23 protein-coding genes and 1 rRNA gene are annotated in these 22669 nt (G+C 65.6%); 16 read left to right on the top strand and 8 right to left on the bottom strand.

What is annotated here, in order from left to right; genetic code table 11:
• Positions 1-89 (top strand): 5S ribosomal RNA (rrf, locus tag K225_RS21440); the annotation flags it as partial.
• A 182-nt stretch (positions 90-271) separates the two neighbouring features.
• Here rrf and K225_RS0105280 read toward each other — a convergent pair.
• The 4 genes from K225_RS0105280 to K225_RS21570 are packed head-to-tail and all read right to left on the bottom strand — an operon-like array spanning position 272 to position 3052.
• Positions 272-1042, bottom strand: a complete 771-nt coding sequence (locus K225_RS0105280) for a class II glutamine amidotransferase (protein WP_026435438.1) — start codon at positions 1040-1042, stop codon at positions 272-274.
• Positions 1043-1075: 33 nt separating this feature from the next.
• On the bottom strand, positions 1076-2554 hold the full coding sequence (locus K225_RS0105275; RefSeq protein WP_026435437.1) for a DHA2 family efflux MFS transporter permease subunit: 1479 nt from the start codon (positions 2552-2554) through the stop codon (positions 1076-1078).
• Between the two features lie 10 nt (positions 2555-2564).
• Positions 2565-2753, bottom strand: a complete 189-nt coding sequence (locus K225_RS0105270; RefSeq protein ID WP_026435436.1) for a 4-oxalocrotonate tautomerase — start codon at positions 2751-2753, stop codon at positions 2565-2567.
• A gap of 44 nt (positions 2754-2797) precedes the next feature.
• Entirely contained in the window at positions 2798-3052 is a 255-nt protein-coding gene (locus tag K225_RS21570; protein WP_081679605.1) for a cysteine-rich CWC family protein, read from the bottom strand.
• 182 nt (positions 3053-3234) lie between these two features.
• Here K225_RS21570 and K225_RS20395 point away from each other — a divergent pair, with 182 nt between their 5' ends.
• The 5 genes from K225_RS20395 to K225_RS0105245 all read left to right on the top strand — a co-directional run bounded on the left by K225_RS20395 (position 3235) and on the right by K225_RS0105245 (position 7557).
• Positions 3235-4011, top strand: a complete 777-nt coding sequence (locus K225_RS20395) for a GntR family transcriptional regulator (RefSeq protein WP_051248710.1) — start codon at positions 3235-3237, stop codon at positions 4009-4011.
• A 253-nt stretch (positions 4012-4264) separates the two neighbouring features.
• On the top strand, positions 4265-4849 hold the full coding sequence (locus K225_RS0105260) for a malonic semialdehyde reductase (protein ID WP_026435435.1): 585 nt from the start codon (positions 4265-4267) through the stop codon (positions 4847-4849).
• Positions 4850-4964: 115 nt separating this feature from the next.
• Entirely contained in the window at positions 4965-5921 is a 957-nt protein-coding gene (locus K225_RS0105255) for a tripartite tricarboxylate transporter substrate binding protein (protein ID WP_051248708.1), read from the top strand.
• Between the two features lie 43 nt (positions 5922-5964).
• Positions 5965-6897: a fumarylacetoacetate hydrolase family protein gene (locus K225_RS0105250; RefSeq protein WP_026435433.1), complete on the top strand. Its 933-nt coding sequence runs from the start codon at positions 5965-5967 to the stop codon at positions 6895-6897.
• Between the two features lie 108 nt (positions 6898-7005).
• Positions 7006-7557 (top strand): VOC family protein, encoded by a 552-nt coding sequence (locus K225_RS0105245; protein WP_026435432.1) that lies wholly within the window; start codon positions 7006-7008, stop codon positions 7555-7557.
• 73 nt (positions 7558-7630) lie between these two features.
• On the opposite strand, the gene K225_RS0105240 is transcribed toward K225_RS0105245, so the two are convergent.
• Positions 7631-8557 (bottom strand): 2-hydroxyacid dehydrogenase, encoded by a 927-nt coding sequence (locus K225_RS0105240; protein WP_026435431.1) that lies wholly within the window; start codon positions 8555-8557, stop codon positions 7631-7633.
• A gap of 12 nt (positions 8558-8569) precedes the next feature.
• Positions 8570-8986 carry a VOC family protein gene (locus K225_RS0105235; RefSeq protein WP_026435430.1) on the bottom strand — a complete coding sequence of 139 codons (417 nt, stop codon included), beginning with the start codon at positions 8984-8986 and terminating at the stop codon, positions 8570-8572.
• A 95-nt stretch (positions 8987-9081) separates the two neighbouring features.
• Here K225_RS0105235 and K225_RS0105230 point away from each other — a divergent pair, with 95 nt between their 5' ends.
• Genes K225_RS0105230 through K225_RS0105220 form a run of 3 tightly spaced genes read left to right on the top strand, consistent with a single transcriptional unit; the run spans position 9082 to position 11368 of the window.
• Positions 9082-10011 carry an alpha/beta hydrolase gene (locus K225_RS0105230; RefSeq protein ID WP_026435429.1) on the top strand — a complete coding sequence of 310 codons (930 nt, stop codon included), beginning with the start codon at positions 9082-9084 and terminating at the stop codon, positions 10009-10011.
• 38 nt (positions 10012-10049) lie between these two features.
• Complete coding sequence (locus tag K225_RS0105225; protein WP_026435428.1) at positions 10050-10958, top strand: dihydrodipicolinate synthase family protein; 909 nt, start codon at positions 10050-10052, stop codon at positions 10956-10958.
• The gene (locus K225_RS0105220) at positions 10955-11368 is read left to right on the top strand and encodes a RidA family protein (RefSeq protein ID WP_026435427.1); all 414 of its coding nucleotides are present in this window, start codon (positions 10955-10957) and stop codon (positions 11366-11368) included. Before K225_RS0105225 ends, K225_RS0105220 begins: the two co-directional genes overlap by 4 nt.
• Before the next feature lie 159 nt (positions 11369-11527).
• On the opposite strand, the gene K225_RS0105215 is transcribed toward K225_RS0105220, so the two are convergent.
• Positions 11528-11998 (bottom strand): Lrp/AsnC family transcriptional regulator, encoded by a 471-nt coding sequence (locus K225_RS0105215; RefSeq protein WP_026435426.1) that lies wholly within the window; start codon positions 11996-11998, stop codon positions 11528-11530.
• Positions 11999-12104: 106 nt separating this feature from the next.
• Here K225_RS0105215 and kynU point away from each other — a divergent pair, with 106 nt between their 5' ends.
• The 5 genes from kynU (at position 12105) to K225_RS0105190 (ending at position 18640) form a co-directional block, all read left to right on the top strand.
• A complete protein-coding gene (gene kynU / locus K225_RS0105210; RefSeq protein ID WP_081679600.1) occupies positions 12105-13394 on the top strand; it encodes a kynureninase in 1290 nt (429 codons plus the stop codon).
• Between the two features lie 41 nt (positions 13395-13435).
• A complete protein-coding gene (locus tag K225_RS0105205) occupies positions 13436-14476 on the top strand; it encodes a porin (RefSeq protein WP_162143878.1) in 1041 nt (346 codons plus the stop codon).
• A 38-nt stretch (positions 14477-14514) separates the two neighbouring features.
• A complete protein-coding gene (locus K225_RS20390; RefSeq protein WP_034711800.1) occupies positions 14515-16161 on the top strand; it encodes an LVIVD repeat-containing protein in 1647 nt (548 codons plus the stop codon).
• A 37-nt stretch (positions 16162-16198) separates the two neighbouring features.
• Entirely contained in the window at positions 16199-17314 is a 1116-nt protein-coding gene (locus K225_RS0105195; RefSeq protein ID WP_051248718.1) for a branched-chain amino acid ABC transporter substrate-binding protein, read from the top strand.
• Positions 17315-17524: 210 nt separating this feature from the next.
• Positions 17525-18640 carry a porin gene (locus K225_RS0105190; RefSeq protein WP_051248704.1) on the top strand — a complete coding sequence of 372 codons (1116 nt, stop codon included), beginning with the start codon at positions 17525-17527 and terminating at the stop codon, positions 18638-18640.
• 59 nt (positions 18641-18699) lie between these two features.
• Here K225_RS0105190 and K225_RS0105185 read toward each other — a convergent pair whose 3' ends face one another.
• Positions 18700-20913, bottom strand: coding sequence for a malate synthase G (locus tag K225_RS0105185; protein WP_026435421.1), 2214 nt, complete (start codon positions 20911-20913; stop codon positions 18700-18702).
• Between the two features lie 274 nt (positions 20914-21187).
• On the opposite strand from K225_RS0105185, the gene K225_RS0105180 reads away from it, so the two are divergent.
• Positions 21188-22111, top strand: coding sequence for a LysR family transcriptional regulator (locus tag K225_RS0105180; protein ID WP_026435420.1), 924 nt, complete (start codon positions 21188-21190; stop codon positions 22109-22111).
• A gap of 54 nt (positions 22112-22165) precedes the next feature.
• Complete coding sequence (locus K225_RS0105175; protein WP_026435419.1) at positions 22166-22612, top strand: DUF2214 family protein; 447 nt, start codon at positions 22166-22168, stop codon at positions 22610-22612.
• Positions 22613-22669 lie beyond the last annotated feature (57 nt).

Raw genomic sequence — 22669 nt, 5'->3', positions numbered from 1 at the left:
CCACTCCTTCCCATCCCGAACAGGACAGTGAAACGACTTTGCGCCGATGATAGTGCGGGTTCCCGTGTGAAAGTAGGTCATCGTCAGGCTCTTACAGCCCAGTAACGCCCCACTCAGCATTTGAGTGGGGCGTTTCTGCTTTTTGGCGCCGATATGCATCTCACCGCGAATCAATTCAAGTTTTCTGTGCATGCATGCATGCCCGGTCCGGCAAAGGGGCCGCGGCCAGCAGCAAGTTGGCCCTGTATTTGATGAGCGTGGTGCGGCAAAACTAGCTCCTGCCCGCCTCGCTTCCCCCCGCAAACACCTTCAGTTCTCCCGAGCCGAACGCCTTCCATTCCTCATTGACCGTCAACGGCTCCGTCGCCAACAGTTGCACCTTGTCGGATGGCGTGGTGAGGGGGGCAAAATCAATACAGAGATCTTCATCCGATAGCTGCGCAATGGCAAAAGGATGCCGCCTCTGCAGGTGATAAAGGTGGGTGGAGGCGTGGGCCCAGAGGGCTTCGCCATTGGACAGCAGAAAATTGAAGGTACCGTGCGCGGCAATTTGTGGTGTCAGCTCCCGCAGCGTGCGGGTGAGCTCGTCAATGCTGGGCATGCCCGCATGCGATTTGGCAAGTTCTTGCAGCAGCCAGCAAAACGCATGCTCGCTGTCGGTGTTGCCCACCGGGTGAAAATGCGCGTGCAGGCGCGGACGAAACTCCTTCAGATCACCGTTGTGCGCAAAAACCCAATAGCGTCCCCACAGTTCGCGCACAAAAGGATGGCAGTTCTGGAGGCTGACAGGCCCCTGTGTGGCCTTGCGGATATGGGCAATGACGTTGAGGCTCTTGATGGGATAGTGCCGGATGAGCTCGGCAATGGGTGAGTCGGCCGCGCGCAGATGGTCCACGAAATGGCGCAGGCCCCGGTCTTCGAAGAACGCAATACCCCACCCATCGGCGTGATCGGCGGTATTGCCGCCACGTTGCGCAAACCCCCGAAAGCTGAAGGTGATGTCCGTGGGGGTATTGCTGTTCATTCCAAGCAGCTGGCACATGAAAGGCTCCGGTGATGATGTGGAGGCGTACGGTCAGGGCTGCTGCGCAGCGGTGGCCTGGCCTGGCGCACCGCGCAATTGCCATGCCGCAATAAGCGCCAGCACGCAGAGTCCTGCCAGCATCATGAAGGTTTCGCCGAATGCCGCGATGCGTGCGGGGCTCGTGGCTGCGGTCGTCAATGAGTCACCATGCACGCCCAGGCGCCATTCCAGCACGATTCCGCAAAGACCCACTCCTGCAGCTCCCCCCAGCATGCGCACGAAGCCGATGATGCTCGATCCCTGGGAAATGAGCGCCTTGTCCAGTGGCCGCATGGCGCCCAGATTGAGCGAGGGCAGGATGAAGCCCAGCCCGATGCGGCCCAGCACGGCAAACAGCACCAGCGTCCACAGCGCAGACTGCAGACCTACCAGCTTCATCAGCACAAAGGAAAGGCCCAGCAGCGCCAGCCCGGTGCCGACCAGCCAGTGGGTGGGTGCCCTGTCGGCCAGCCGGCCGATCAGAGGAATGGTGACCGCCAGCACAAGGCCGGAGGGCAGCATGATGGTGCCCACATGCGAGGCAGAAAGCTGCAACCCCAGTTGCATGAAAACCGGTAGCAGATACGTGGAGCCAAAGAGCGCAGTGCCGTAGATGAAGGCCACCACACTGCCCATGGCGAACTGCCGGTATTCAAAGACCCTCAGGTCCATCAGGGGCTTGTGGCCGCGCCGCGCAATGCGGCGTTGCCACCACAGGAACAGCACCACGAACAGCATGGCCGAGCCCAGCAACAGGGTCGCCTGGGCGTAAGGCCCGCTGTGCAATGCCACCAGGCCATTGAGCAGGCACAGCGTGCCCAGGGTACCCAGCGCCAGCCCGCGCCAGTCCAGTGGCTCGCCGCTGCGGTTCGCAGGCATTCCGCCAGGGGCGGTGGTGGGCACGAATTTGTAGGCCAGTGCGATGGATGCCAGGCAAAACGGCACGACCATGAAAAAAATCGAGCGCCAGCCAAACCAGTCCACCAGCAGGCCTCCCAGGCTGGGTCCGATGGCGGGCGCCAGTACGACCCCCATGCCGAAAATGCCGCTGGCACGCCCCTGTTCATGGGGTTGAAAGGCATACAGGATGATCACTGCGGGAATCGGCTGCACCACCCCAGCGGCCAGCCCCTCGGCCACGCGGGCGGCGAGCACCAGTCCGAAATGCCCGGCGATCCCGCCGCCAACGCCCCCTGCGAGCAGCAGCACCATGGCGCCTACATAGGTGGCCCGGTAACCATACCGTGACAGCAGCCACGGTGTGGTGAGCATCGACACTGTGGTGGCCACCATGAAGCCCGACGTGACCCATTGGGCGCGTTCCTGGCCGAGCGCGAAATAGTGGCTCATGTCCGGAATCGCCACATTGACGATGGTGGACGACATGATGGACGCCATGGTCCCCACCATCACCGAAAGCAGCACCAGCCAGCGGTACCGCTCGCCATGGCGCTCGCGCAGCATGGAGGGCGAGCCGCAGGGCTGTGTCATGGTGCGGCGCTCAGGAGCGTTCGGTCCAGAGCGTGCCGCCGGTGGCCCAGTTTTCGCGCTTGACGTCGGTGATGAGGATGTCCACCGATTCGGGCGAGCCGCCTAGAACTTCAACGGACACGCGGGTGATCTCCTCCACCAGCTTGCGCTTCTGTTCGACCGTGCGGCCTTCCATCATTTCGACGTGGTACGTGGGCATGGTGTATATGCTTTCTTCAGAAAAGGGTTGGTGAGAAGCCCAAATCATATCGATTGGGGAGCAGGTGCCTGGGGCATTTCCGTGCTGCCGACCGGCGCTCGCGCGCACTGCGGGCAGATGCAGGTGAGGCCCCGTTGTTCCACGGGCAGGCACGCCAGCGCTGCGGGCGACACCGGGGTGTGCATGCACCAACAGTCCTGGGCAGGCAGGCCGGCCGCCACTGCGCACTGGTTGGGCTGGCCGCACAGAGAGCAAACTGATGGGCTGGGAGGCGCGAGGGCGTCATCATCGTGGGACATGGCCTGTGCAGTGTAGGTGCTGGCTGCGCCCTGTGGGGGGTGCATGCCGAGTGCCCGAGGTCGGCGGATGGGCGCACCAAAGAGACCTGGCTCCTGGTGCTCGGCGGATGTCCGGTTCGCACGGCTGCCTCCTGGTGTGCAGCTGGCTAGAATGGAACGCACTTGCAAGGGTAAAAAATACAATGTCCACCATTGCTGCCAAAGTCCAGTCCCAGATCTCCGAACTGATCATCAGCGGTCAGTTCAAGCCCGGCACCCGCCTTGATGAGCGCTTGTTGGCCGAGCGTTTCAAGGTATCGCGCACTCCCGTGCGGGAAGCGTTGCGCCAATTGGCGTCGCGAGGGCTCACCCAGCTCCTGCCCATGCGCGGCGTGGTCGTCATGGAAATCAGCGTGAAGGAACTGGCAGAGATCCTGCACGCAGACTGCGAACTCGAGGCCATGTGCGCGCGGCTCGCCGCAGAGTCCATGACCACCATGGAGAAGACCGAGCTGCGCTACATCCACGAGCGCTCCAATGAATACGTGGCCAAGGGCGACCTCGACAAGTACCTGGAGGCCAACCGCGAACTGCATCGCCTGATCCTCGAAGGCGCGCACAACGCGGTGATCAGCAGCATGGTGGGGGAGATCCGTGATCGTTTGAGCCCTTACCGCCAATACCATCCGGCCGAGACGGACCGCCTGGTGACATCGCACGATGCCCACAAGGAGATCGTCGAAGCCATCGCCGAGGGCAATGGCGAGAAGGCATACCTCGCCATGCGCGCCCACAACGCGCACCTGGGCAACGCAGCACTGCGGGCACTGCGCCAGGCGAAGGAAGCCGAAAACGCCGTGGGCATGGAGCCTGCGCCTGCGGCACCGACGGCAGGCAGGCGTGGCCGTCCGAAAGCGGCGCCCGCGGCGAAGGCCGGCGCCACCCCCCCTGCGCGCAAGATCAAGAAGTCTGAAAAATAGAGTGCCAATAAATCATTTGGTATACCAAATGATGAAGTTCACATAGAATCACGGCAGCTTCTCCAGAAGGTGCCGTGCTGGACTGCACGCTTTCCGTCCCTGTTTCGCCGGGTGGGGCGGCCCGGCCCTTGGCCGTCGGCCGCCAGAGTGTCTTCCACCATCCTCCTGCTGCCGCCAGCGACGTCTGGGTTGCGCAGGAGCCGGGGCCTGGCGGAGTTGCTGGCATGTTTCAACTTCGGCAAGGATGTGGGTGATGCTCGACAAGGCAGGCATGGATGCGCTCTTTAGTGGAGCGCGTTCGCACAACGGATTCCTGGACTGGCCAGTGCCCGAGGCACTGCTGCGCGAGCTGTACGATCTGTTGAAGTGGGGGCCGACCAGCGCCAACTGCTCGCCCCAACGCATCCTCTTTCTGGCCAGCCCCGAAGCCAAGGCACGCCTGCTGCCGGCCCTCAGTCCAGGCAATGTGGCCAAGACCGAGTCGGCGCCCGTAACCTGCATCCTGGGCTATGACCGGCGCTTTTACGAGCATGCCGAGGCCTTGTTTCCACACAACCCCGGGCTGTACGACAGCTTTACCCGCGACGAAGGACACGCCGAGACCACGGCCTTTCGCAATGCCACGCTGCAGGCCGGTTACTTCCTGCTGGCCGCCCGGGCCCTCGGGCTCGATTGCGGCCCCATGTCCGGGTTCGACGAAGCCCTGGTCAACGAGACCTTCTTCCCGGACGGCCGGTGCCGTGTCAACTTCCTGTGCAACCTCGGTCAGGGCGATCCCGCCAGACTCTTCGGCCGGCTGCCGCGGTTGGCTTTCGAGCAAGCCTGCTCGGTGCTATAGGCACGGATGGTGGTCGCACGCCGCCTGCCGTTCAAAGTGCGGGATACCTCTCGTTGAAGTTTTGTACTTCATTGTGTATTCTTGGTATACCAAATAAAACGAAAGGATGACAACAATGCACCGAGTGCTCGCAGGACTCGCCCTGGCTTTGTGTGCCGCTACCGGGTTCGCGCAGCCCTGGCCGGCCAAGCCCATCACCATCGTCGTGCCCTTCGGCGCGGGGGGTAACACGGACACCATCGCGCGCCTCACGGCCGGCCACCTCTCCAGGGCGCTGGGCACCGTCGTGGTGGTGGACAACCGGCCGGGCGCATCGGGTCTCATTGCCGCCAAGCAGGTGCTCGGCGCCCCGGCGGACGGCTACACCCTGTTGATGGCCACGGCCACGCAGATGGTCACCGCGCCCTTCGTGAACCCGAACTTCAACTACGACCCGGCCAAGGATTTTGCGCCGGTGGTCAACATCGGCGCCAACGCCTTCGTCATTGCCACCAAGTCCGCGCTGCCGGTGAAGAGCCTGGGGGAATTGGTGGCCCTGGCCAAACAGCAGCCTGGCAAGCTCAGCTATGGCAGCGGAGGGACGGCTGCCCTCACCCACCTGTCGGCCTACATCTTTACCAAGCGGGCGGAGATCGACATGGTGCATATCCCCTACCGTGGGGCGGCGCCTGCCATGACGGACCTGCTGGGCGGTGTGATCGACATGTATTCGGCCAGTCCGTCCGAGGTTATTTCCCAGGCGAGCGGGGGAAGGATCCGCCTTTTGGCGATCTCCAGCGCCACGCGCTCGAAGGAACTGCCGAATGTGCCGACCATCGCCGAGACCTTTCCCGGGCATGAAGTCACCACCTGGAACGGCCTCGTAGCGCGCTCGGGAACACCGCCCGAGGTGCTGGACCGCATCGCCGCGGAGGTGGTCCGCATGAAGGACGACCCGGTGGTGCTGCAAAAGCTCGAGGAAGCTGGCGTGGTGCCTCTGTTCACGGCGCGAGCTGCATTTGGCGCGCAGATCCAGCGCGAGCTGGTGATGTGGGGCAAGGTGCTGAAGAACTCCGGGATCCGCGCCGAGTGAGGCAGCGGTCCGCAACTGCATGAATTTAAGGAAGGAAACTGCAATGAACTGGTTTGGAATTGCCACCTACATGACAAGCGCGGGCAGCACGGTGCCGCGCATGGGCCTGGTGGTCGACAATGCTGTCTACGATGCGCAGGCCGCAGTACAGGCGGCCGCACCCGGTGCGCAACCGGTGCCTGCCGATCTGGCGGGCTTGCTGGCGGGCTGGGATGCGTCCGCCGCCGCGCTGCAGGCCCTGGATTCGGCCGCTCAGGCCATCCGCCAGGGGCGCATCCAGCCACTGCGGCAGGAAGCTGCGCTGGCCGTGCCCTATGCGCCTGCGCGCATTTTCGCGACGGCATCCAACTACTACGAGCATGCCGCGGAGATGGGCACCCAGCTGGCCGCGCGCAGCGAGAGCTCGCCCTACATCTTCATGAAGGCCGAAACCAGCGTGACGCCCACGAAGACCGCCGTCGTCATGCCCGCGAGCACGATGAAGCTGGACTGGGAGGTGGAGCTTGCGGTGGTGATCGGCCGTGGTGGCCGCCACATTGCGGAGAAGGACGCGTATGCGCACATCGCCGGCTACACGGTGATCAACGACATCAGTGCCCGAGACCTCACGCGCCGCTCGGACTACCCCTTCTCGCACGACTGGTTCCGCGGCAAGAGCTTCGACACCTTCGCACCCCTGGGGCCGTGGTTCGTGCCGCGCGACTGCGTGGGGGACCCGATGGACCTGCGCATGCAGCTCACGGTCAACGGCGAGAGCATGCAGGACGCGAGCACCAAGGGCATGATCTTCAACATTGCCGAACAGATCGCCTACCTGTCGAGCATCCTCACGCTCAAGCCGGGTGATCTGATCGCCACGGGAACACCCACGGGCGTGGGCATGGGGCGCGGCCTGTTCCTCAAGCCGGGCGACGTGATGGTGGCCTCGATCGAGCAGATCGGCGCCATCGAGAACCAAGTCGTCGCGGCTCCCTGAAAGGGCGCGTCCCCTGGGGCGCTTCACGTCTTCCCCTCCCTCGCGTTGCGGCGCAATGCGGGAGGGAGGGGGCGTCGGGATCAAGATTCACACGCAACGGAGTTCGCCATGGAAAAACTCAAACCCCGCCGCCTCGGGCACCTCGTGCTCATGGTGCGAGATATCCAGAAATCAGTGCAGTTCTATACCGAGGTGCTGGGCCTCGAGGTATCGGACTGGATCGGCGAGAACATGGTTTTCCTGCGCGCAGGGGAAGACCACCATGACCTCGCGCTCGCGCAGCTGTCTGCCGACTCGCCGGACCTGAACGACCTGCCGCGCTACTCGCGGCCGGGCCTGGAGCATTTCTCCTACCTCATCGACAGCCTGGAGGAAATGGAGCGCTCGGTCCGGGTGCTGCAGGCCCACGGCATCGAGATCGTGCGCGGCATCGGTCGCCACGGCCCCGGCAACAACCTCTTCCTGGTGTTCAAGGACCCCGACGGCAACAATGTCGAGGTCTATTGCGACATGACGCAGATCCCGCAGGACGGAACGCACCAGGCCGAGGTCTGGGAGCGCAACCTGGAGAGCTTCGACCAGTACCGGCTCGAACGCTTCGTCGTCCCCCCGCCACCGCACCTGGTGGCGTCCAAGACCGGGGGGGACAAGGGCTCCTGAGCGGCCTGGTTCTCGACACGACAAAGAGGCGGCGCTCCCTGAGGGGGCGCCGCCTCTTGCTTTACAGATGGTCTCAGCGCGGAGCGATGGCCGTCGCCGGCACACGGCCCGCGAAGCAGTCCGCCAGGCTGGCAAGCAGCACCGTGGTCTGTGCCGCCTGGGATGCCGGCGAGCGGCCTGCCATGTGCGGCGTGAGGAGCACATTGTCGAGCGCGCGCAGCGCCGCAGGCACCTCGGGCTCGTACTCGAACACATCCAGGCCCGCGCCGGCAATGTCGCCGCGGCGCAGTGCCTGCACCAGGGCTTCGCTATCCACCACCGAGCCCCGTGCCACGTTCACGAAGAAGCCCTCCGGGCCGAGGGCGGCCAGCACCGGGCCATCCACGATGTGGTGGGTGGCAGGGCCTCCTGGGCAGGCGGCCACCAGGTAGTCGCTCGCTCGCGCGAGCGCGACCGGGCTGGGCTCGTGGGCGTAGGGCAGGTCCTTGCGCGGGCTGCGTGTGCAGTAGTGCACCTGCATGCCGAAGCCCACGGCGCGCCGGGCGATGGCCTGGCCGATGCGGCCCATGCCCAGGATGCCGAGCGTGGCGCCGTTGAGCGTCGGGCGCGCCGCCCGCAGGCCGTGCCAGCCGCCCGCGCGCACGGCCGCGGTGAGCGTGCCGTAGCCGCGGCTGAGCGCGAGCAGAAAACCCAGCGCATGGTCCGCCACCGTCTCATCGTTGGCTCCGGGCGCATTGGCCACCACGATGCCACGCTGTGCGGCCACACCCAGGTCCACGGCCTCATGGCCGGCGCCGAAGGCGCAGACGATGCGCAGCGCTGGCATCCGCTCCATCTGCGCTGCGGACAGGCCCGTGGTGCCGTTCGTCACCACCGCCGCGATGTCTTCCCAGGGCACGGATGCGGTGCTCGTACCTTCGTGCACGGTGTAGGTGCCGGCCAGGGCCGCCCGCGTTGCCGCAGGCAGCGGGATCAGCGCCAGGATGTGGGGTCGCTGCACGGTGCGCTCCACTCAGTCGGCGGCGGCGGCGGGCGCCACCTCTTTGACCGCGCCCTTCCAGCCCGACTCGGTGATGTCGAACACGATCCCGTCGGGCGTGCGGTACTTCACTTCGTAGAACACGTTGGGGTCGCTCTCCTTGCGGCCCGTGAGGTAGGTGCCGCCGGCAGCGACCACGCGCTTTTCGGCCTCTTCGAGGTTGTCCACCCACATGCCGAAGTGGATCACGCCGCGCACGTCCTTGAGCTTCTCGTAGCCGGGCACCGCCTCGTCCTTGAAGTTCAGCAAGGCCACGTTCATCACGCCATCGGTCATGTACCAGCCGCGCATGGCGCGGCCGGCGCGGGTCATGCCGAAGGCCTGCTCGAAGAACTGGGCCGCGGCCTCGGGGTCGCTGACCGACAGGGCGATGTGCCTGAGTTTTTCCATGGTGAATTTCTCCTGTTGTGTATGTCGACAGCGAAAGTATAGTGAATTTAAGTTAAATTGGTATACCAAAACACGAATGTGTATAATTTTCTGCCATGAACAACGCATCGCAGCCTTTCGGATCGCTGAGCGCGGAGGACCAGGCCTTGCTCGATGGCATCGGGCCGCGCTGGGCTGAGGACATCAACCGGCACCGTGACCTGGTGGTGCGCACCTACACGCCCCTGGTGCAGCAGGCCGACAACCGTGGCATCGAGGTGGCCCGCGACCTGCCCTACGGCGCCGCGCCGCGCCAGGTGCTCGACGTGTACGGCCGCAGCGAGTGGGAAGGGGGCGCGCGCGACGTGCTGGTCTTCTTCCATGGCGGGGCCTTCATCCGCGGCAGCAAGAGCGCCAACGGCGCGATCTATGACAACGTGGCCTACTGGTTCGCACGCCAGGGCTGCGTGGCGGTGAATGTGGAATACCGGTTGGCACCGCAGACGGCGTATCCGGGCGGTGCCGCCGACGTGGTGGCTGCGGCCCGCTGGGTGCGCGCGCACATCGCGCGTTTTGGCGGCGATCCGGGGCGTGTCTTCCTCATGGGCCACTCGGCCGGCGGGTCGCATGTGGCCAGCGCACTGTTCGACCCGCAGGTGGCAGACCGCCTCACACCGGCCGAGATCGCGGGCGCCATGCTCGTGAGCGCGCGGCTGCGTGCCGATGTGCTGCCGGACAACCCCAATGCGGATGGCGTGCGTGCCTATTTTGGCGACGACACCGGTCTGTATGAACAGCGCTCGCCCGCCAGCCATGCGGGCCAGAGCAATGTGCCCCTGTTCATTGCCGTGGCGCAGTACGAGAACCCCCACCTCGACCGCTATGGCCAGGAGTTTTACGCCCGGGCCCTGGCCAGCGGGCGTAGCGCGCCCACGCGCTTTGCCGCCCTGCCGCGGCACAACCACACCTCCATCGTCGCCCACTTCAACAGTGGCGAAGAAACCCTGGGCCCGCAACTGCTCGGCTTCATGCGCGAAACGCGCTGACCCACCCCCTGCTTTTCCACTCCATGCACACCGACACCATGCAAATTCCCCGCCCCCTCAAGGTCCTCGCTCCGGCACTCACGCCCTTCCATGCCGACCTGTCCGTCAACCGGCCGGCGTTCATCGCGTTCTGCCGCTGGCTCGTGGCGCAGGGCGCCGGGTTGGCCGTGTTCGGCACCAACAGCGAGGCCAACTCGCTCAGCCTTGCCGAAAAAATGGAGTTGCTCGAAGCGCTGGTGGAGGCTGGCATCCCTGCCAGTGCCATGGTGCCCGGCACCGGCCTGTGCTCCGTGCCCGAGACCGTCGCCCTGACCCGCCGCGCCGTCGAGCTGGGCTGTGCCGGTGCGCTGGTCCTGCCGCCCTTCTATTTCAAGCCCGCGGCCGAGGAGGGCCTGTTCGCCCACTACGCGCAGTTGATCGACGCCGTGGGCTCCGAGCGCCTGAAGCTCTACCTGTACCACATCCCCCAGTTCACGGGCGTGCCCATCACCTGCGCGCTGATCGAGCGGCTGCTCAAGGCCTACCCCGGCACCGTGGTCGGCATCAAGGACAGTTCGGGCGACTGGGCCAACACCGAGCGCGTGCTGCGTGAATTCCCGGGCTTCGAGGTCTTCCCCGCGTCGGAGGCGCTGCTTGAAAAGGCCTTGCCGCTGGGGGCGGCAGGCTGCATCTCGGCCACTGCCAATGTGCAGCCGGGCGCCATCGCGCAGGCCCTGCAGGCCTGGGGCACCCCCGCGTTCGAGGCCCTGCAGGCGCAGCTCAAGGTGGTGCGCAGCCTGTTCCAGGCCCACCCGATGATCCCCGCGCTCAAGGACGTGGTGGCCCGGGAGTTCGGCGACGACGCCTGGCGCCATGTGCGCCCACCGTTCGTGCCGGCCGACGCGGCCTGGGCCGAGGGCCTGTACGGGCAACTCGCCCAGGCCGGCTTTCGCATGGAGCACGCATGACGGCCAGCGTCCTGCCGCGACCCCTGGGCGCCTATGCGCGCTGGCGGCGTGCCGGTGACTTGGTGTTCGTAGCCGGCGTCAGCGCCCGCCTGCCCGGCGGCGAGATCGATGGTGTCCTGCGCGATGGCGCAGAGGTGCGTTACGACGTCGCCGCACAGACCCGCCGCGTGCTGCTGACGATCAATGCGCTGGTGCAGGAAGCGGGTGGCGCAGGCCTGGCCGACTGCGTGGACATGCAGGCCTTCCTGGTGCATGCCGAGGACTTCGCCACCTTCAACGCCACCTATGGGGAGTTCTTTCCCGGCGAAGCCCCCACCCGCACCACCGTGGTCGTGCGCGCCCTGCCTCACCCCGACATGGTGGTCGAGATCAAGGCCGTGGCCTGTGTGCCAGTAGCCAGTAGCCAGTAGCCAGTAGCCAGTAGCCGCCCACGGTGTATGCAACTGGCGCGGCCCAAGCCAGCGCCCCCGTGCAAGGGCCGCCCCGCCGCACCGGGGGCGTCCCCCTCCCGACTCGCGCAGCGAGTCGAGAGAGGGGAAGGCGCGAAGCGCCTCAGGGGGGGCTTCCTGTCATGCCGGAAGCGGCATCCCCTGCAAGGCCTTCACCTCCTGCAGGGAAAAGCTGGTGCGTACATGCTTGACGCCGGGCAGGCGCCGCAGCTTGTGCTGCATCAGCGCCGAGTAGGCATCCAGGTCCTGCGCGACGATCACCAGCACAAAGTCCTCGGGGCCCGAGACACCGTGGCACATCACCACCTCGGGGATGTCGCGCACCGTGGCCTCGAACGCCAGAGACAGCGCCTCGTCCTGGCTGTCGATGGTGATGGTGGCAAAGGCCATCACGCCCCAGCCCAGAGCGCGCCGGTCCAGCCTGGCGCTGTAGCCGCTGATCAGCCCCATGTCTTCCAGCCGCTTCACGCGCCGCCAGCAGGGCGACTGGGAGAGGTGGACGCGTTCGGCCAACTCAGAGGAGGTGAGGCGTGCATCGCCCTGCAGGGCGTTGAGCAGCAGTCGGTCGGTGGCGTCGAGGTCAATGGGCATGGTGTTTCCTGAAAGTGCGGATGGCGGGAATGTCTAGACCTGCCTCCCCTGAAACGGGGGCGAAATTGCAAAGAAATTTCGGCTGTCACGGCATAGACTAGGTTTTATGAATACAAAAAACAATTCTGGTATTCCAGATAAAGGCGTTTATGTCCTGAGTTCCCCACCCGTCTCCTGGGAGGACTGTCTGGTCCGTGACGCCACCGATCCTCTGGCACCCGTGCGCCAGCAGTTTCAGCTGCCCGAGGGCGTTATCTACCTGGATGGAAACTCCCTGGGAGCGATGCCGCGCGCAGTGTCGGCGCGCATGCAAAAGGCCATCGAACAAGAGTGGGCTACCGGGCTGATTCGCTCCTGGAACGATGCCGACTGGTACCCGGCACCCCAGCGTGTGGGCGCACGCATCGCCAGGCTCGTGGGGGCCGAGGAAAACGAGGTCATCGTGGCCGACTCCACGTCGGTCAACCTGTTCAAGCTGCTGGTGGCGGCGCTGCGCATGCGGCCCGGGCGCAGCCTGATGCTGGGCGAGCGCGGCAACTTCCCCACCGATGCCTACGTGGCCCAGGGCGTGGCGGAAATCACGGGCACGCAGTTCCGCGCTGTAGAGTCCAGCGAAGTGTTGGCCGCGCTGAACGAGGACGTGGCCGTCCTTGCGCTCACGCACGTTAACTACAAGAGCGGCCAGGCCTACGACATGGCGGCCATCACGCGGCGCGCGCACGAGGTCGGTGCGTTGGTCGTCTGGGACCTGGCGCACACGGCCGGCGCCATGCCCTGCGTGCTCAATGCCTGCGAAGTCGATTTCGCCGTGGGCTGCGGCTACAAGTACCTCAACGGTGGTCCCGGTGCGCCATCGTTCGCCTTCGTGGCCAAGCGCCACCAGCAGGGCCTGCGCCAACCGCTGACTGGTTGGCATGGGCATGCGCGGCCATTTGAATTCACGCACGGCTACGAGCCCGCGCCCGGCATCGACCGCATGCTCGTAGGCACTGCGCCGCAGCTGGGCCTGATCGCGCTGGAGGCGGCGCTCACCGCGTTTGACGGCGTGGGCCTGCAGGCGCTGCGCGCCAAGAGCGTGGCGCTGACCGAGCTGTTCATCACGTTGGTGGACCAGGAGCTGGCCGCGTACGGCTTCGGCCTGGCCACGCCGCGCGACGCCGCCTTGCGCGGCAGCCAGGTGTCTCTCACACATGAACACGGCTACGCCATCGTGCAGGCATTGATCGCGCGCGGCGTGATCGGCGACTTCCGCGCGCCCGACATCCTGCGCTTCGGCTTTGCCGCGCTGTACATCAGCCACGCCGACGTGTGGGAGGCCGTCGCCACCCTCAAGCAAGTGATGGCCGAGGACGCCTGGCGCACTCCCGAATTCATGGCCCGCAAGGCCGTGACCTGAATCCCCTAGTCACCACCCCACCAACCAAACGAGGAGACCCCGTGAGAATTCAAACAACCCTTCGCGTGTCGGCTGCCATCGCGGCGCTGGCCGTGGCCCCGGCGTGGGCGCAAGTCACACTGTCGGGCTTTGTCGACCTGAATCTGGAGTCGATCAAGACCGGCGGTGACCGCACCACGCGCGTGAGCTCGGCCGGCCTGAACACCAGCCGCCTGCAGTTCCGCGCCGACGAAGACCTGGGCGGCGGCCTGCGTGCGCGCGCCGTGCACGAGATGACCTTTGCCGCCGACACTGGCGCGCAGGGCAACCCGCGCGAGACCTATGTGCAGCTCGCCAGCCCCTCGTGGGGCGACGTGAGCCTGGGCCGCCTGAACCTGAGCTCCTACTGGATGTACGGCTACGCCGATCCGAGCTTCAGCGCCGACTACAGCATGTTGAGCAACGTCATGGTGTTCTACGCGCCCTGGCGCGAGAGCAATGCCATTGCCTACAACTCGCCGCGCGTGGGCGGCTTCCAGTTCAAGGGCACCGTCACCGCCGGCAAGGAAGACAGCACGCGCAACGGCCGCGTCACCAGCTTCGGCGTGGACTACCGCGACGGCCCGCTGTACGTCGGCCTGGCCAGTGACCGCAAGTACCAGGTCAACATCCGCAAGGCGGGGCAGATGGAGTCGTCCACCGACAACTACCTCTCGGCCGTGTACCGCCTGGGCGCGCACGACCTCACGGCCGTGGTGCACAACTACTCGGGCTACTACGCCTACCCGCCTTATGTGGACTTCCATGCCAAGGGCAACTCAGTGGCGTTGGGCGCGCGCATCAATCTGAGCGACGCCAACCGCATTCACGTGACAGTGGTGCGCCGCAACGATAAGAAGAATGATGCGTTGGCCGACGCCACAGGCCTGCTCGTGGGCTACATGCACAACATGTCCAAGCGCACCACGCTGTACGCCAACTACGGCATGGTCCACCACAAGCAGAAGACGTCCGTGCGCTACCCCATCTCGTGGAGCGCTGCTTCGCCGCTGTCTGCAGAGAACCCGCGGGGCGTGCAGTTCGGCATCCGCCACGCGTTCTGAGCCCTTCGTTCGACCCCTCCAATCTGCTGACATACACCATGCACGCCCAACTCACCAAAGTTCTGTTCGCCGCGCTGCTGGCCTGCACCGCTCACGCGCAGACCATCGTCGCGCCGCCCGCGGGCACGCCGCGCATTCCCGTCAAGGAAGACCTCTCCGAACCCGTGCGCACGCCGGCCGAGCCGCCGCACGTGAGCGAACCGCAGTACGGCCTGGACCCTGCCACAGGCAAATTCAAGCACCCGGCCGAAGTGCCCGCCATTCCCGGCACGCGCCCGTTCAAGGGCAGCCTGGACTACCTGGACCAGAACGCCTACCTGCACAACACCAAGGTCGAGGCCTACCATGCCGACATGTTTATCAGTCCCTACCACTCGTGGCAGAGCACGATGGACCTGAACGGGCGGCGCTACATGGTCCAGCACGAGAAGAACATTTACAAGGTGTTCGACATCACCGACCCGCGCGCAGTGAAGCTCGTCGCGAGCAAGGACTGGGGCTGGAGCAACGCTTTCGGTCCGCTCACCATCCAGTTCAACCAGAAGCTGAATAAGCACGTGGCCGTGCAGTGCTACGAGGTCACGCGCTTCGGCATCCTGAAGAACAAGTACCTGCCGGAGGAGCAGGCCAACATCGAGAAGATCCGCAAGCAGCCGATCTACCGGGGCTTCCGTGTCTTCGAGGTGGACAGCCCCGATCCGGCGCAGTGGAAGAAGCTCTCCGAATTGCCACTGGACCCACTGGCCACGGCCGAGCGCCAGCAGGGCTCGGGCTGCGGAGACATCCCGGTGTACTGGGGCGGGCAATACCTGTTCGTCTCCGGCGCACCCGACGACAGCTTTGCCAACCAGGAATATCCCAACTACCTCTACAACCAGGCGCAGATGGCCTTCGACCTGAGCGATCCGCGCAAGCCGAAACGCCTGTCTACCTGGTGGGTGCCCGGCGCGCGCGTCGGCGAGGAAGAGGAATACCGCAAGAACCCGCGCGTGGGCAAGCAGACCGCCTGGATGGGCGCGCGCATGCCGCTGTTCATCCCGCGTGACCCCGAGAAGGGCGGCAAGCTCGGCTACGCCGCGATGGGCGGCATGGGTTTTCACGTGATCGACGTGTCCAACCCCGCGCAGATGAAGCGCCTGGGCAAGCTGGACATGCCCGTGAGCGAGGCCGGCACCGAGGGCGACAACATCGACGTGACCAAGGTCGAGAAGACCGGCATCGTCTACTACAGCGGCTACCCGCTCAACGACGACTGCTACGAGCCCTACAAGGAGATCTACTCCATCGACGTGAAGGACCCGGCCAACCCGAAGATCCTCAACACGCTGCCACGCCCCGTGCCGCCGAAGGGCGCGCCCTTCGTCGACTACTGCCAGCGCCGGGGTAGCTTCGGTCCCAAGCGCACCGGCTACTGGCACCAGCCCGGCACGCCAAGCGACAAGTTCCTGGTTTACGCGTTCTACAACGCCGGTGCGCAGATCTTCGACGTGAGTAACCCGGCCGACCCGAAGATCGCCGGCTACTTCGTGCCCAAGACCGTGGACCCGAAGATGAACCTGAGCTTTGGCGACCAGACGCACGGCGTGTTCATCGAGTGGGACCGCAACCTGATCTGGGTCTTCACCAACCATGGCGCGTATGCGGTTTCGTCACCGCTGCTCGGCGCTCCCAAGTTCGGCCTTTGAAGCAGGAGGAGTATTCATGCAACACCACCAACACCTGATGGGCGTGGCGCTCGCCATGCTGACCACTGGCGCGCTGGCGCAGGACATCGTGCGCATCGGCCACGTCGGCCCCACCAGCGGCCCCATTGCCCACCTGGGCAAGGACAACGAGCTCGGCGCGCGCATGGCCATCGATGAACTCAACGCCAAGGGCGTTGTCATCGGCGGCAAGAAGGTCAAGCTCGAGCTGCTGGCCGAAGACGACGCGGGCGATCCGCGCCAAGGCACGGCCGCGGCGCAGAAGCTCGTGGACTCCAAGGTGCACGGCGTGGTCGGCCACCTCAACTCGGGCACGACCATCCCCGCGTCCAAGATCTACAGCGATGCGGGCATCGCGCAGGTCTCCCCTTCGGCCACCAATCCCAAGTACACGCGCCAGGGCTACAAGACCACCTTCCGGGTGGTGGCCGATGACGTGCATCTGGGCGGAACGCTGGGCAAATACGCGGTGAATGTGCTCAAGGGCAAGAGCATTGCTGTCATCGACGACCGCACGGCCTACGGCCAGGGCGTGGCCGCCGAGTTCGAGAAGGGCGCCAAGAGCGTGGGCGGCGCCATCGTGGGCCATGAGTTCACCACCGACAAGGCAGCGGACTTCATGGCCATCCTCACCAGCCTCAAGGCGAAGAAGCCCGACGTGATCTTCTTCGGCGGCATGGATTCGGTGGCCGGCCCCATGCTGCGGCAGATGAAGCAGTTGGGCATCCAGGCCCGGTTCGTCGGGGGCGATGGCGTCTGCACGGCCGAGCTGCCCAAGCTCGCCGCGGGCGACCTGGCCGACGGCCAAGTGGTCTGCGCCGAGGCCGGCGGTGTGGAGGGTACGCAGAAGAAAGGCATGGATGACTTCCGCGCCCGCTTCAAGGCGACCACCGGCAACGAGGTGCAGGTCTACGCCCCGTACTCGTACGACGCGGTCGGCGTGATCATGGCCGCCATGGTCAAGGCCGGCTCCTACGAGCCCGCCAAGTACCTGCCGGTGCTGGCGCAGACCAAGGGCTACCAGGGCGTGACGGGCAGCATCAGCTTCGACGCCAAGGGGGATCTGCAGGGCGGTGCGCTGACCCTGTACACCTACAAGGCCGGTCAGCGCGAGGCCATCGGCGTGGTGCGCTGAAGGAGGGCGGCCGGGGCGGGATTCCCTGGCCGCCGGGAGCAACCAAGGTTTGCCTCCATGCAGAGCGGCATGGGGGCATTTTTTTAGCGGTTCCTGGCGGGTTCATTGGGGAAGGGCGTGGATCCTCCATTGCTCACGATTGGTATTTTTGGTATACCTAAACATATTTATGTATCCATTGATTCAAAATCACCAACCACGAGGATCTGTATGAACTCTTCCATGCACCGGGCGCTGGCGTTGGCTGGCTGCGCCATCTTTCCGCTTGCCACCTCGGCCCAGTCCGCGGACACCTCCCGGGTCAGCCTCTATGGCTTTCTCAAGGTCGATGTCGAGCAGGTGCGCGCATCGGGCACCCCGGGGGCTGTGGCCCTGCGCGCCAACCGCCTGTCCAACAACCTCTCGGTGCTGGGCTTCCGGACCCGGGAGGACCTGGGTGGCGGCATGGCCGCCTGGGCCCAGTTCGAGGGCAATGTCCGCGTGGACACTGGCGACGGGCCGTTCAACGGGCGCAACACGGCGGTGGGCCTGTCCACCCCGGCTGGCGAGCTGGTGCTGGGGCAGTGGGAGGCGCCGCTGCGCTTCACCTCGGTGTATGCCATCGACCCCTTCACGGCCGGCATATTCGCCTCCAACTCCATCATGGGCAACGGCTTCGCGACGGGGGCCAACGGCCAGTCCCCTGCCTCGTTCGACCGGCGCCAGCCCAATCTGCTGCAGTACTGGTCGCCTGCGATGGGGGCCTGGTCGCTGCGGCTGGCCTATGCCATGCCGGAGGAAAAGACCGACCAGTCCTCCCCCGACATGTTCAGCGGCCTGCTGAGCTACCGCGACGGCCCGCTCTATGCGGCCTGGGGCTACGAACTGCACCGCGCCTACTTCGGCGCGCACAGCCGCGACGATGCCCACCGTCTGGCGCTGGCCTACAGCTTCGGGCGGACCCGGCTGCGTGGCAGTTGGGAGCAGTTGCGCTACGAGCCCGCACCCGGCCAGTCCCTGCGGCGCAGTGCATGGCAGGTTGCCGTGACGCACCAGCTCGACGACTGGCAGGAACTGGCGCTGTCCTACGTCCAGGCCCAGGCGGCGCGCGGCAATGCCACCAGCGCAGTAGGCGGCATCGGCATCCCGGGCACGGACTCGGGGGCCCGCCAGATCTCGCTGGGCTATACCTACCGCCTGTCCAAGCGCACGGACCTGTGGGCGGCCTACACGCGCATTGCCAATGGCGCCACGGCGGCCTACAACCTGTCGGCCAATGGCATCAACGGTCTCAAGCCAGGGCAGGATCCTTCGGGCATGGGTATCGGCATCACCCACCGCTTCTGAGCAGCGGCCAGAAAAAACGGCACCCGAAGGTGCCGTTTTTTTCTGGCGCTGGTCGGGGCTCAGGCGGCTGCAGCGGCCTTGAGCTTCAGGCGCCAGGCGTGCAGCAGCGGCTCGGTGTAGCCGCTGGGCTGCTCGATGCCCTTGGTCACCAGCTCCACTGCGGCGCGGTAGGCGTACGAAGTGCCGAAGTTCCCCGCCATGGGGCGGTATAGCGGGTCGCCGGCATTTTGTTGATCGACCACGGCGGCCATGCGGCGGAAGGTTTCCTGCACCTGCGCCTCGGTCACCACGCCATGCAGCAGCCAGTTGGCCATGTGCTGACTGCTGATGCGCAGCGTGGCGCGGTCTTCCATCAGGCCCACGTTGTGGATGTCGGGCACCTTGGAGCAACCCACGCCCTGGTCCACCCAGCGCACCACGTAGCCCAGGATGCCCTGGGCGTTGTTGTCGAGCTCCTGCTGCTTTTCGGCATCCGACCAGTTCGGGTTGGCGCTCACGGGTACGGTGAGCAGGCCGGTCAGCAGGTTGTCGCGCTCGGCATTGGCGTCGATCTTCTCCAGCGCGATCTGGATGTCGCTCACCTTCACCTGGTGGTAGTGCAGCGCGTGCAGCGTGGCGCCCGTGGGGCTGGGCACCCAGGCGGTGTTGGCGCCGGCCTGGGGGTGGGCGATCTTTTGCTTGAGCATGTCGGCCATCAGGTCGGGCATGGCCCACATGCCCTTGCCGATCTGTGCCTTGCCGCGCAGGCCGCACGACAGGCCGACCAGCACATTGCTGCGTTCGTAGGCGGGCAGCCAGGCGCTGGTTTTCATGTCGCCCTTGCGCACCATGGGGCCGGCGTGCATGGCGGTGTGCATTTCGTCGCCGGTGCGGTCGAGGAAGCCGGTGTTGATGAAGGCCACGCGGCTGCGGGCGGCGGCGATGCAGGCCTTGAGGTTGACGCTGGTGCGGCGCTCCTCGTCCATGATGCCCAGCTTGACGGTGCTGTCAGTCAGTCCCAGCAGCTGCTCCACGCGGCCGAACAGTTCGGCAGCAAAGCCCACTTCGGCCGGGCCATGCATCTTGGGCTTGACGATGTAGACCGAGCCCTTGCGCGAGTTGCGGATACCGTTCTTGCCGTGGCCTTGCAGGTCGTGCAGTGCAATGGCCGTGGTCACCACCGCGTCCATGATGCCTTCGGGAATCTCGCGCTGCTGGCCCTGGGCGTCGGTCCACAGGATGGCCGGGTTGGTCATCAGGTGGCCCACGTTGCGCAGGAACATGAGCGAGCGGCCATGCAGGCGCACTTCGCCCTGGCCGCTGGCGGCCGTGTAGATGCGGTCCGGGTTCAGGCCGCGGGTCACGGTCTTGCCGCCCTTGTCGAACGACTCGGTCAGCGTGGCCTGCAGGATGCCCAGCCAGTTGGCGTAGCCCAGCACCTTGTCGTCGGCATCGACGGCGGCCACCGAGTCTTCGAGGTCGAGGATGGTGGACAGCGCCGCTTCCAGCACCAGGTCGCTCACGCCGGCAGCATCGGTCTGACCGATGGGCGTGGCGCGGTTGATCTGGATATCGAGGTGCAGGCCGTTGTGCTGCAGCAGCACCGACGAGGGCTGGGCTGCGCCGCCCTGGTAGCCGGTGAACTGGGCCGGGTTCTTGAGGCCCGTGGTGCTGCCGTTCTTCAGGGCCACGACCAGCTGGCCACCCTCCACGCGGTAGCCTGTGGCGTCCTTGTGCGAGCCACTGGCCAGCGGCGTGCTCTGGTCGAGCACATTGCGGGCGAACTCGATCACCCTGGCGCCGCGCACCGGGTTGTAGCCCTTGCCCTTTTCGGCGCCGTCGGTTTCGGGGATGGCATCGGTGCCATACAGCGCGTCGTACAGGCTGCCCCAGCGGGCGTTGGCGGCGTTCAGGGCGTAGCGGGCATTGAGGATGGGCACCACCAGCTGGGGGCCGGCCTGGATGGCGAGCTCGTCGTCCACGTTGGTGGTGGTGGCCTGCACGTCGGCGGGCTGGGGCACCAGGTAGCCGATGGTTTCCAGGAACTTGCGGTAGGCCGCCATGTCGGTGATGGGGCCGGGGTGGGCCTTGTGCCAGGTGTCGAGCTCGGTCTGCAGGCGGTCGCGCTCCGCCAGCAGCGCGATGTTGCGCGGGGCCAGGTCGGACACGATGGCGTCAAAGCCTTTCCAGAAGGCGCTGCTCTGCACGCCGGTGCCGGGCAAGACCTTGTCTTCCACGAAGCGGAACAGGGAGGTGGCCACTTGCAGGCCGTGGACAGAGGTGCGTGCGGTCATGGTGCGATGCCTAAGGTAGAGAAGTAAAGGGGGAAACCAGCCATTGGGCCCGCTGGCGCGAACCATGGAGAGACTGTATTGCAATTGTTTGGTGGCATAAAGTCTCTGGATATCTCGAAACCAATGACTTTTTTGCAAAAATAGCGTGACTGCTTCATGCAAAAACAATAGCTATCAAAGCTTGTTGAATAGGCGATAGAGGCATTTTTGGCGGAAATTTCTCGATCGCCACCATCCGATGGCGCAATTGCTACTTGTCTCCATAATCAGCGCCATGGACAAACTCAAGGCTTTCGAATCCTTTGTGTCGGTGGCGACGCGTGGCAGCCTCACCGCTGCTGCCAAGGCTGAAGGCGTGGCACCCGCCATCATGGGGCGCCGGCTGGATGCACTCGAAGAAAACCTGGGCGTGAAGCTCCTGGTGCGCACCACGCGGCGCATCAGCCTCACGCACGAGGGCAGCGCCTTTCTGGAGGACTGCCAGCGCCTGCTGTCCGACGTAGCCAATGCCGAGGCCAGCGTGTCAGCAGGGGGCGTCAAGGCCACGGGCCACCTGCGCATCACCGCGCCCGCCGGCTTTGGCCGCCGCCATGTGGCGCCGCTGGTGCCGCGTTTTCGCACGGCGCACCCCGATGTGACGATCTCGCTCAATCTCAGCGACCGGGTGGTGGACCTGGCCGGCGAGGGCTTCGATTGCGCCGTGCGCGTGGGCGATCTGCCCGATTCGTCGCTGGTGAGCGTGCGCATCGCCGACAACCGCCGCCTGTGCGTGGCCACGCCCGCCTACCTGCAGCGCCATGGCACACCGCGCCATCCGGGCGAGCTGTCGGCGCACGATTGCCTCACGCTGTCGAGCGAGGCCTCGCAGACGCGCGGCTGGGCGTTTCGCATGCCCGCCGAGAGGGGCGGCAGCGAGGTGGTGCACCTCAAGCCGGGCGGCCCGCTCGATTGTTCGGACGGCCAGGTGCTGCACGACTGGTGCCTGGCGGGCTATGGCCTGGCCTGGCGCAGCACCTGGGAGGTGGAGGCGGAAATCGCCGCGGGCCGTCTGGTGGAGGTGCTGGAGGAGTTTGCCGCGCCGCCCAATGGCATCTACGTGGTGTTTCCCCAGCGCAAGCACATGCCGCTGCGGGTGCGCCTGTGGATCGATTTCCTCAAGCACAATTACAGCCAGCCCGGTTTCTGGACGGCTGCGTAGCCCCCGCGCCGCCTTTTCTCTGGATCTGCAGGGCTTTCACAAGGAACTGACCCCATGACTCTCGAAGCCGTCCTGGCCGCCCTGCACCTGGTGGCCATACTGACCTTTGTGGTCTTTCTCTCGAGCCAGGCTGCGCTGTGCCGCATCGAATGGCTCAATGCCGCCGTGGTCGAGCGCCTGGTCCGGCTCGATGTGATCTATGCCGTGGCGGGGACGGTGATGGTAGCCAGCGGCCTCGCGCGCCTCATCTGGGGCGTCAAGGGCGCGTCGTGGTATCTGTCGCAACCGCTGTTTCACCTCAAGATCACCCTCGTTGTGGCCATGGTCGTGTTGTCGTTTGTGCCTTCGCTGGCGTTTCGCCGCTGGCACCGGACGCTCCGCAGCACCGGCGCCCTGCCGGACGCCACGGAAGTCGCGCGGGTGCGCCGCCTTGTGATGATCCAGTCCCATGTGCTGCCGGTGGTGGCGGTGATCGCCGTCTTCTGGGCGCGCGGCTGGTAGGCTCGCCCGGCACCGGGCGGTGCACTTCCTGGTTTCAACAACTGGTGGGCAGCCTGC

The sequence above is a fragment of the Acidovorax sp. JHL-9 genome (assembly GCF_000426205.1).
GTDB lineage: Bacteria > Pseudomonadota > Gammaproteobacteria > Burkholderiales > Burkholderiaceae_C > Acidovorax > Acidovorax soli.
This window is presented reverse-complemented; position numbering and strand designations above follow the sequence as displayed.